The sequence below is a fragment of the Mesorhizobium sp. genome (assembly GCF_041661565.1).
GTDB lineage: Bacteria > Pseudomonadota > Alphaproteobacteria > Rhizobiales > Rhizobiaceae > Mesorhizobium.
In genome coordinates this window covers 1-9,769 of sequence record NZ_JBAZUD010000173.1, presented here as the reverse complement: position 1 = coordinate 9,769, position 9,769 = coordinate 1, and the positions used below count along the sequence as shown (strand labels likewise).

General features: G+C 62.8%; 10 protein-coding genes. 7 read left to right on the top strand and 3 right to left on the bottom strand.

Annotated elements, in window-relative coordinates:
* Positions 1 to 46: 46 nt before the first annotated feature.
* The 4 genes from WC739_RS22590 to WC739_RS22575 all read left to right on the top strand — a co-directional run bounded on the left by WC739_RS22590 (position 47) and on the right by WC739_RS22575 (position 3,644).
* Positions 47 to 589, top strand: coding sequence for a GNAT family N-acetyltransferase (locus tag WC739_RS22590; RefSeq protein ID WP_372955217.1), 543 nt, complete (start codon positions 47 to 49; stop codon positions 587 to 589).
* Between the two features lie 3 nt (positions 590 to 592).
* Positions 593 to 1,192, top strand: a complete 600-nt coding sequence (locus tag WC739_RS22585; RefSeq protein ID WP_372955216.1) for a DUF2585 domain-containing protein — start codon at positions 593 to 595, stop codon at positions 1,190 to 1,192.
* Between the two features lie 4 nt (positions 1,193 to 1,196).
* On the top strand, positions 1,197 to 2,507 hold the full coding sequence (gene hslU / locus WC739_RS22580) for an ATP-dependent protease ATPase subunit HslU (RefSeq protein WP_372955215.1): 1,311 nt from the start codon (positions 1,197 to 1,199) through the stop codon (positions 2,505 to 2,507).
* 177 nt (positions 2,508 to 2,684) lie between these two features.
* A complete protein-coding gene (locus WC739_RS22575; protein ID WP_372955214.1) occupies positions 2,685 to 3,644 on the top strand; it encodes a DUF1402 family protein in 960 nt (319 codons plus the stop codon).
* A gap of 313 nt (positions 3,645 to 3,957) precedes the next feature.
* Here the strand turns inward: WC739_RS22575 and WC739_RS22570 are convergent, their stop codons facing one another.
* The 3 genes from WC739_RS22570 to WC739_RS22560 form a co-directional block, all read right to left on the bottom strand.
* Complete coding sequence (locus WC739_RS22570) at positions 3,958 to 5,199, bottom strand: NAD(P)/FAD-dependent oxidoreductase (RefSeq protein ID WP_372955213.1); 1,242 nt, start codon at positions 5,197 to 5,199, stop codon at positions 3,958 to 3,960.
* On the bottom strand, positions 5,196 to 5,510 hold the full coding sequence (locus WC739_RS22565; RefSeq protein WP_372955212.1) for a MocE family 2Fe-2S type ferredoxin: 315 nt from the start codon (positions 5,508 to 5,510) through the stop codon (positions 5,196 to 5,198). Before WC739_RS22565 ends, WC739_RS22570 begins: the two co-directional genes overlap by 4 nt.
* A 114-nt stretch (positions 5,511 to 5,624) precedes the next feature.
* The gene (locus WC739_RS22560) at positions 5,625 to 6,716 is read right to left on the bottom strand and encodes a fatty acid desaturase family protein (protein ID WP_372955211.1); all 1,092 of its coding nucleotides are present in this window, start codon (positions 6,714 to 6,716) and stop codon (positions 5,625 to 5,627) included.
* A 167-nt stretch (positions 6,717 to 6,883) separates the two neighbouring features.
* Here WC739_RS22560 and WC739_RS22555 point away from each other — a divergent pair, with 167 nt between their 5' ends.
* The 3 genes from WC739_RS22555 to WC739_RS22545 all read left to right on the top strand — a co-directional run.
* Entirely contained in the window at positions 6,884 to 7,915 is a 1,032-nt protein-coding gene (locus WC739_RS22555; RefSeq protein WP_372955210.1) for a LacI family DNA-binding transcriptional regulator, read from the top strand.
* Between the two features lie 278 nt (positions 7,916 to 8,193).
* Complete coding sequence (locus tag WC739_RS22550) at positions 8,194 to 9,135, top strand: sugar ABC transporter substrate-binding protein (RefSeq protein ID WP_372955209.1); 942 nt, start codon at positions 8,194 to 8,196, stop codon at positions 9,133 to 9,135.
* Between the two features lie 103 nt (positions 9,136 to 9,238).
* Positions 9,239 to 9,769, top strand: a 531-nt coding sequence (locus tag WC739_RS22545) for an ABC transporter permease (RefSeq protein WP_372955208.1), incomplete at its 3' end; no start/stop codon positions are given.

Here is a 9,769-nt window from a genome sequence, read left to right as displayed (position 1 = left end):
GATATCTGCGTCTACACCAACAACGCTTTCGTTGTCGAAACGCTCGATGCCGCCTGAGCAGGTGGCGCTTTACGATTTTCGACCGGTTACTGAGAGAGACCTGCCGATGATCGCGGGCTGGCTCGCGCTGCCGCATGTCGCGCAATGGTGGGATAGTCCCGAAACGGAGCTCGCCGCCATACGCGGTCATATCGATTCGATTTCCGTAGAGCCGCTGATCGTCGAGTTCGACGGAAAACCGCTCGCCTATCTGCAGAGCTACGATCCGCATATGGAAGACGGCCATCCCTATGCCGACCAGCCATTCGGCACGCTTGGCATCGATATCACGATCGGCCGGCCGGAACTGGTCGGCATTGGCCATGGCACGGCCATCGTGCGCCAGTTTGTCGAGGAACTGTTCGGGGAAGGCGCCCCCCGAATCGTCATCGATCCGGACCCGGCCAACATCAGGGCCATTCGCGCCTATGAAAAAGCCGGATTCAGGCCTATCGACCGCAGGCAATCGGAATATGGCGACGTCCTGCTGATGGCAATCGACGCTAACGAGGGCGATGCCGAAGAGAGCGACGCGCAAGAGGGGCAATAGGGTATGAACGCATCCGTCGACGAGAAGGGTCTCTCGGCCTACGAAAACAGCTGGCGGATGGGTCTGCTGATCGTGCTTGGCCTGGTCATCGCCCAGGCCGTCACGCTCTATCTGATGGGCCACCCGCCGATCTGCACCTGCGGCTATGTCAAGTTCTGGCATGGCGTGGTGAAGAGTTCGGAGAATTCCCAGCATATTTCGGACTGGTACACCTTCTCGCACATCATCCACGGCTTCCTGTTCTACGCGCTGGCGAGGTTCCTGTTTCCGCGTTCGCCGATCGGCCTCAGACTGGCATTCGCCGTGCTCATCGAGGGCGGCTGGGAAATCCTGGAAAACAGCCCGTTCATCATCGAACGCTACCGCGCCGGCACCATCTCGCTCGACTATTACGGCGACAGCATCCTCAATTCGGTGTCCGACACACTGGCCATGGTGCTGGGATTTGTGATGGCGCGAAGGCTACCTATATGGGTGATCGTCAGCCTCGCCATCCTCTTCGAACTCGGTACCGGCTATCTCATCCGGGACAATCTGACACTCAACGTGATCATGCTGCTGCATCCGTTCGAGGCCATCAAGCAGTGGCAAAGTGGAATTTAGTGATATGAGCTTTTCTCCCCGCGAAATCGTTTCGGAACTCGACCGTTTCATCATTGGCCAGAAGGACGCCAAGCGCGCCGTGGCCATCGCCTTGCGCAACCGCTGGCGCCGCCAGCAGCTCGAAGGCCAGATGCGCGAAGAGGTGATGCCGAAGAACATCCTGATGATCGGGCCGACCGGCGTCGGCAAGACCGAGATCTCGCGCCGCCTGGCGCGGCTGGCCGGCGCGCCCTTCGTCAAGGTCGAGGCGACCAAGTTCACCGAAGTCGGCTATGTCGGCCGCGACGTCGAGCAGATCATCCGCGACCTGGTCGAGATCGCCATCGGCCTGGTGCGCGACAAGATGCGTGAGGACGTCAAGGCGCGTGCCCATGTCAACGCCGAGGAACGCGTGCTGGAAGCGCTGGTCGGCAAGACGGCGAGCCCGGCGACGCGCGACAGTTTCCGCAAGAAGCTGCGCGACGGCGAACTCGACGACAAGGAGATCGAGATCGAGGTGGCAGACGCCGGCAATGGCGGCATGCCCGGCTTCGAGATTCCGGGCATGCCGGGCGCCAATATCGGCGTGCTCAACATCAACGACATGCTGTCGAAGGCGATGGGCGGCAAGAAGACGAAGGCGCGCAAGACGACGGTGAAGGCCTCCTACGCGCTGCTGGTCAACGACGAATCCGACAAGCTGCTCGACCAGGACGAGGTGGTGCGCCGGGCAATCGACGCAACGGAAAATGACGGCATCGTCTTCCTCGACGAGATCGACAAGATCGCGTCGCGCGAAGGCGGCATGGGGGCGGGTGTTTCGCGCGAAGGCGTGCAGCGCGACCTGCTGCCGCTGATCGAGGGCACCACGGTGGCGACCAAATACGGGCCGTTGAAGACGGACCATATATTGTTCATCGCTTCCGGCGCTTTCCATGTGTCCAAGCCGTCCGACCTGTTGCCGGAATTGCAGGGCCGCTTGCCGATAAGGGTCGAGCTGCGCGCGCTGGAGAAAGACGATTTCATCCGCATCCTGACCGAGACGGAAGCCAGCCTGATCAAGCAGTATATCGCGCTGATGAAGACCGAGGGCGTCGACCTGACGTTTACCGAAGACGCCATCGATTCGCTGGCCGGCATCGCCGTCGACCTCAATGCCAGCGTCGAAAACATCGGCGCAAGGCGGCTGCAGACGGTGATGGAGCGGGTGCTGGACGAGATCTCCTACGACGCGCCGGACCGCAACGGAACGACGGTCACCATCGATGCCGCCTATGTGGACAAGCATGTCGGCGATCTGTCGCGAAACACGGATCTGTCGCGATTCATTCTTTAAGTGACGGCGCCGGGTCGAACCGGCGCCGGATCAGGCAGCAACACTCCCGGCAAACATCGCCATGTGTGGCCAGACGGTACCATCCGGCCACCTTTCGTAGCGTCGGGAGGAGGGTTGTTCTCGACTCGACCGGGAGCACTACCCTAGTTTGCGCGGCATTATCGCGGGCGGCGGCACATGAAGAAACTGATCCTGGTCATTCTCGGCTTGACGCTGGCGGCGACGCTGTTCGCCGCCGAGGCGGCGACATTGGTGCCGGCGGGAAACCGCAATGTCGAGCAGCCCGACATTCCCGGCGCCTCGAGCCGGCGCACGCAGGCCACCAACACCACCTTCCAGGCGAAATACCGCAAGGTCTATGCCTTGCTGCGCAAAGACGCCGATCTGCGCGCCAAGATCAGGAAGGCAGCCGCCGCCTATGGCATCGATCCGCTGCACATAGTCGGTGCCATCGTCGGCGAGCACACCTACAATGTCGACGCCTATGACCGGCTGCAGACCTATTACGTCAAGGCGATCTCCTATCTCTCCAGCAAGCTGTCCTTCGCCTATGACGGCGAGGACATCAGCGACTTCGTGCAGCGGCCGGAGTTCAAGAAATGCGCAGCCACGTCCGACAGCTACGATCTTTGGGAATGCCGCGAGCAGGTGTGGAACAATGCGTTCCGCGGCAAGACCGTCGGCGGAGAGAGCTTTCCCGACAATCGTTTCGGCGCCACCTTCTTCCAGCCCTATTATGCCGGCCAGACCTTCGGCCTGGGCCAGCTCAATCCCTTGACGGCGCTGCAGATGAGCGATCTCGTCCACAGGGTTTCCGGCCTGCCCAAGCTCGATGTCGGCGATCCCAACTCGGTCTACAAGACCATCATGGATCCCGACCTGACGCTGCCCTATGTGGCGGCGACGATCCGGAAATCGATCGATGCCTACAAGAGCATCGCCGGCTTCGACATTTCGGGCAATCCCGGACTGACCGCGACGCTCTACAATGTCGGCAATCCGGAGCAGCGCGCCTATGCGCTGAAAGCGGAGAACGACAAGCGCCACGCCGCCGGGCAGCCGGAAAAGCTGCCGGAGGAGAATTATTACGGCTGGCTGGTCAACGACAAGCTGGATGAGTTGAAGGCACTGTTCTAGGCTCTAGGCATACTGACAACATTTGCCAACGCCTGCGCCGCCCCTCATTGTCCGGCCGGGCACTGGCGTGGCTGATCGGCGCCAGGCCTGATTGCCACGTGGTTCCCCCAATCCGTCGCTGCTTCGCAGCGCCACCTTTCCCCCCTCCGGAGGGAAAGGAAGGGAGCTTTGCTTGACGAGCGTTGACGACAAAGAGCCTGGCGCCTTTCCTCTCCCCCGTCGATCGGGGGAGAGGTGGCTCGGCGAGGCCGAGACTGAGTGGGGGTCGACCAGTGCGGCATAAGACTATGCATGCCGTAGCGACGCGACTGCCTCAAGCCGCCAGCAGCGACTTCAGCTTGACGGCCGGCGATCCCAGCGCTTCAGGCTCCGGCCTCGCCCGCTTGCCGATCAGCATTTCGGCCAGCCTGATGTCGCGGGCGACCGCGTTGCCGGGGCCGATGCCGCTGGCCGCCACCAGCCTGCCGTCCTCGGCCAGATGGAACAGGATGAAGGCGCCGTCGCCGAGATCGCGGCGCACGGTGCTGCTGCCTTCGTCCGACAGGCCAGCGATCTGCAGGGACAGACCATACTGATCGGACCAGAACCAAGGCACCGACGCATGCGCCTCGCCGGCGCCAAGCATGTTCCTGGCCGCCAGGGCGCCCTGCTCCTGCGCGTTGCGCCAGGCTTCCAGCCGCACCCGGCGCGCGCCATAGAGGGCGAGCGGAAAGGAGCAGCAATCGCCGGCGGCGAAGATGTCGGGATCGCTGCTTTGCAACCGCGCATCGACGGCAATACCGTTGTCGATGGCCAGCCCTGCCTTGGCGGCGAGTTCGGTCACCGGCACGGCGCCGATGCCGATGACGACGAGATCGGCTGCGATTTCGCGTCCGCCGGCAAGGGTCACGCGGACCGCCTTGCCATCGTCGGCGATGGAAGCGATGCCGTCGCCGCACAGGATCTCCACGCCCTCGGAGATATGCGCGGCATGGATGATCTCGGCGATCTCGGCCGGCACGCCGCGCATCAGGATGCGGGGCTGGGCCTCGATGACGGTGACGGCGGCGCCCATCTTGCGGGCGGCGGCGGCGAGTTCGAGGCCGATGAAGCCGCCACCGACAATGGCGATATGGCTGCCGGCGCGGAGATAAGCGCGGATGGCAAGCGCATCGGCGAAACTGCGCAGGGTGACGCAGCGCGGACCCAATCCCGGCATCTGCAACCGGCGCGGCGTCGAACCGGTGGCGAGCAGCAGTTTATCGTAGGCAAGTACGGAACCATCCGACAGGCGCACACCATGCGCCGCGCGATCGATCGCCACGGCCTGGACCGAATGAATATGCCGGATCGATTTTCCGGCCAGCGTTGCGTCGCTGGCGATCGTCTTGATCTGCGGCGCATCGCCGGTCGTCATCGCGTCCTTGGAAAGCGGTGGGCGTTCGTAGGGCGGATGCGGCTCGTCGCCGACCAGCGTCACCGGACCATCATAGCCGAGATCGCGCAGCGTGAGCGCCGCCCGCCCGCCGCATTCGCCGGCCCCGATGATGACCATGCCGCGCGCCATCGCCATCATCCTATCTGGACCAGCACTTTGCCGGCGTCGATCTTGACCGCATAGGTCTTGAGGTCGACGCAGACCGGCGCGCCCTTGGCGGCCCCGGTCTTGTAATTGAAACGGCCATTGTGCTTGGGGCATTCGATGATGTCGTCCATCACCAGCCCGTCGGCCAGATGCACCTTTTCATGCGTGCACAGGCCATCGGTGGCGAAGAACTCGTCATCCGGGCTGCGATAGATGGCGAAGGTGCGGCCGCCATGGTCGAAGCGCATCACATCCTCTTCGTCGATGTCGCCGGCCGCGCAGGCCTCGACCCAGTCGCTCATTCATTCCTCCCCAAAGCAACCCGGGAAAAGTGTGTAGCGGTCTTGCCGGAGACAGCGCCTGGCGATTTCCCCGGGGAATCGCATCAAAACAAAGACGTGGGATCGGATCGCACGTCACTCCGCCGCCGCGGCGACGGCATCGCTGTGGAATTCCTCGCGGTACGGCCTGGCGGTCGGCGGCAGCTCGCGCTTGAGGAAATAATCCTCATTGCGCAGCTGGCGCAGGAAGGCCGGGATCATCTCGCGGTAGCCGGCCAGGATGGACGGCGTCGGCGCCGGCAGATCATGCTTGATCAGCTCGTGCAGCCTCGGCAACGCATGATAGGGCACCATTGGGAACATGTGATGCTCGACGTGGTAATTCATGTTCCAGTATATGAAGCGGCTGATCGGGTTCATGTAGACGGTGCGGCTGTTCAGCCGATGATCGGTGACGTTGTCGGCCAGGCCACCATGCTGCAGCAGGCCGACCATGACGTGGTGCCAGGCGCCATAAAGCCTGGGCAGGCCGACCAGCATCAGCGGCAGCCACGAGCCGAAATAGAGCACCAGCGCGATGACGGTGGCGTAGATCGCGGTCCAGATGCGGGCGATGCAGATCGCCTTCTTCTGTTCCTGTTCCGGAATGAACGTTTTTTCCGCCGCGCTGATGTTGCCGGCGGCGTTGCGCAGCATGTCGCTCATCGCATGCCAGGCATCGAGCACGCCGATGAAGCCGAGCGCGGCGCGAACAAGGTCCGGCGGGCGCATGACCGAGATTTCGGGATCGCGGCCGACGATGATGGTGTCGGTATGGTGGCGCGTGTGGCTCCAGCGCCAGGTGACCGGATTGCGCATGATCATGAAGCAGGCGATCTGATAGACCGCGTCATTCATCCATTGCGTGCGGAAGGCGGTGCCGTGGCCGCATTCGTGCCAGCGCGAATCCGTCGATGAGCCATAGAGCACGCCATAGACGAAGAAGAACGGCACGCACCACCATGTGCCCCACAACAAGGCACCGCCGGCGCCGCTGACGATCAAGGCGGCGAACCAGATCGCGGTGTCGCGCATCGCCGGCCCGTCGGAGCGCTGCATCAATTCCTTCATCTGCTTGCGCGGAATGTCGGTGTGATACCACTCGGCTGCCGACAAGCCGTTCTCGACGGCGAGCTTGGCGTCGCGGCCGATCAGGCTGTAGTCGCGCCGGGACGACGCTGTTGACATGATTGCCTCCCTTGGCTGGGCATTCACCCAAGCGAATGCCGCTTACCCATTGGCTTCGATCCTAAAAATATCGCCGACCCATGATAGACTCAATATCACAAAGATAGTTTCTATCATTTCCTATCAGAATGATCTAGGAAGGCAGCCAAGGACGGAGCACAACGAGCATGGCGAAACGGCCGACAATCACCGACCTGGCGCGCATCTCGGGCGTCAGCGTCGCCACGGTGGACCGGGTGCTGAACAGCCGCCTGCCGGTGCGCGAGGAAACCGCGCGCCGCGTCTACGAAGCGGCCACCGAGATCGGCTATCACGCGGCTGGCCTGATCAAGCAGCGGATGCGGCATGAGTTGCCGGAGTACAGGCTCGGCTTCCTGCTGCTGAGGGGCAATGATGTCTTCTACAGCGAGTTCGCGCGCGAGCTTGAGCTGGCCGTGTCGCGTTCGCCGCGCTTTCGTGGCGTCGCCATCATCGATTTCGCGGATTCGCTCGCACCAGACGAGATCGTCGAGCGTGCGCGCAGGCTCGCGGCAAGATGCCGGTCCGTCGCCCTCGTCGGGCCGGACCACCCGACCCTGACGGTCGCCGTCGAGGAGATGAAGGCGAAAGGGCTGCCGGTGTTTTCACTTCTGTCGGACTTCGCCGCGGGGATACGCGAAGGCTATGTCGGCCTCGACAACCGCAAGGTCGGCCGCACCGCCGCCTGGATGATCTCGAAAGCGGCGAAGCGGCCCGGCAAGGTCGCGCTGTTCGTCGGCAGCCACCGCTTCCACGGCCACGAACTGCGCGAGATCGGTTTCCGCTCCTTCTTCCGCGAACAGGCGCCCGAATTCACCTTACTTGAGACGCTGGTCAATCTCGAGGCCAACCAGATCACGCAGGACACATTGATCGAGCTTATGGCCGGCCATCCTGATCTCGTTGGCTGCTATGTTGCCGGCGGCGGCATGGAAGGCGCGGTCGCGGCCCTGCGCCAGGCGAAGCCGGAGGTAATGCCGGCGGTCGTCTGCAACGAGATCACGGCGGTATCGCGCTCCGCCCTGGCCGACAACATCCTGACCATGGTGATCTCGACACCCCTGGCGCCGCTCTGTCGCGAGCTGGTCGACCTGATGGCGCACGCCATCGAAACCGGCGCGGCAAACGCGCCGGGCCAGACGTTCCTGCCCTTCGACATCTATCTGCCCGAGAATATCTAGCTCGTGAGATTTAAGATGGGCGGCGACGCCTGAGCCTTCGAAAATCCCTTCTCCGCTTTTGGAATGGGCCTTGACGCCTCGCCGCGAAATGGAATAAATATTTCACCAACTAGGCATTTTGGTTCTTTCGTTCCGGAACATCTGTTTCAAACAGAGGATTGTGCGTTCCAGCAAAACGGCGCCCGGAACAGAATTGGCAATCGGGAGAGATTCCCCGGGGAGAACGGGGATTCCGGATAGATCGGTGCAACCGGACACCAATGTGGAGGAGAGACACAATGAAGAAACTGCTTCTGGGCGTCGCTTTCGCGGCGCTGATGAGTTCGTCGGCTCTTGCCGCCAAGGTCGGCGTGTCGATGGCCAAGTTCGACGACAACTTCCTCACCGTGCTGCGCAACGGCATGATCGAGCAGGCCAAGGGCATGGACGGCGTCGAACTGCAGGTCGAGGACGCGCAGAACGACGTCGCCAAGCAGCTTGACCAGATCAAGAACTTCGCCGCATCCGGAGTCGACGCCATCATCGTCAACCCCGTCGACACTTCGGCCACGCAGGCGATGTCGGATGCCGCGGCCGCCGCCAAGATCCCTCTGGTCTACGTCAACCGCCAGCCGGTCAATGTCGATACGCTGCCGGACAACCAGGCCTTCGTCGCTTCGAACGAAGCCGATTCCGGCACGCTCGAGACCAAGGAAGTCTGCCGCCTGTTTACCGAAGCCGGCAAGAAGGAAGCCAATGTCTACGTCATCATGGGCGAGCTTTCCAACCAGGCCGCCGTACAGCGCACCAAGGACATCGACGATGTCATCGCCACGCCGGAATGCAGCTTCATCAAGATCATCGACAAGCAGACGTCGAACTGGAACCGCGATGAAGCCCAGAACCTGATGACCAACTGGCTGTCGACCGGCAAGCCCTTCGATGGCGTCATCGCCAACAATGACGAAAGCGCCATCGGCGCCATCCAGGCAATGAAGGCCGCCAACATCGACATGAAGACGGTTGTCGTGGGCGGCGTCGATGCCACGCAGGACGCACTAGCCGCGATGCAGGCCGGAGACCTCGACGCCACGGTGTTCCAGGACGCCGCCGGCCAGGGTGCGGGCGCGCTCGATGCCGCGCTGAAGCTGGCCAAGGGCGAGAAGGTCGAACACAAGGTCTACGTCCCCTTCCAACTGGTCACGCCGGCGAACATCGACAAGTTCCTGAAGAAGAACTGAGCCATGGCTTGAGGAGCGGCGCTCTCGCACGGAGAGCGCCGCTCCTCTATCCCCTGGCGCCTCCGGGCGTCAGGACCGACTGCGGCTGAGGGAGGGTAGACGATTGGCACAGACATCCCATGGCGTCGGCGGGGTCGGCTATGACGCCAAGAAGCGGACATGGCCGGCTGAACTCAACGTCTTCCTGGCGCTGGTCATCCTCGTCGTCATCTTCGAACTGATCGGCCGCATCTTTCTCGGCGACAGCTTCCTGTTCAACACCCGCGCCGACGTCTCGGCGATCTTCAACGAGGCGCGTTTGCAGATCATCATCCTGCAGGTGTCGATCGTCGGCATCATCGCCATCGGCGTGACGCAGGTGATCATCACCGGCGGCATCGACCTGTCGTCGGGCTCGATCGTCGGCGCGACCGCGATGATCGCCATGAGTTTCGCCCAGGTGGCGACGGTCAACGGCAACCCCAACCCCAAGGCGATGTTCCTGGCGCAGGGCTGGACCGACCTCCCCGTCATCGTGCCGGTGGTGGTGGCGATCGGCTGCGGCCTGCTCGCCGGCCTCGTCAACGGCGCATTGATCGCCTACACGCGCATTCCGCCGTTCATCGCCACGCTCGGCATGATGGTGACCGCGCGC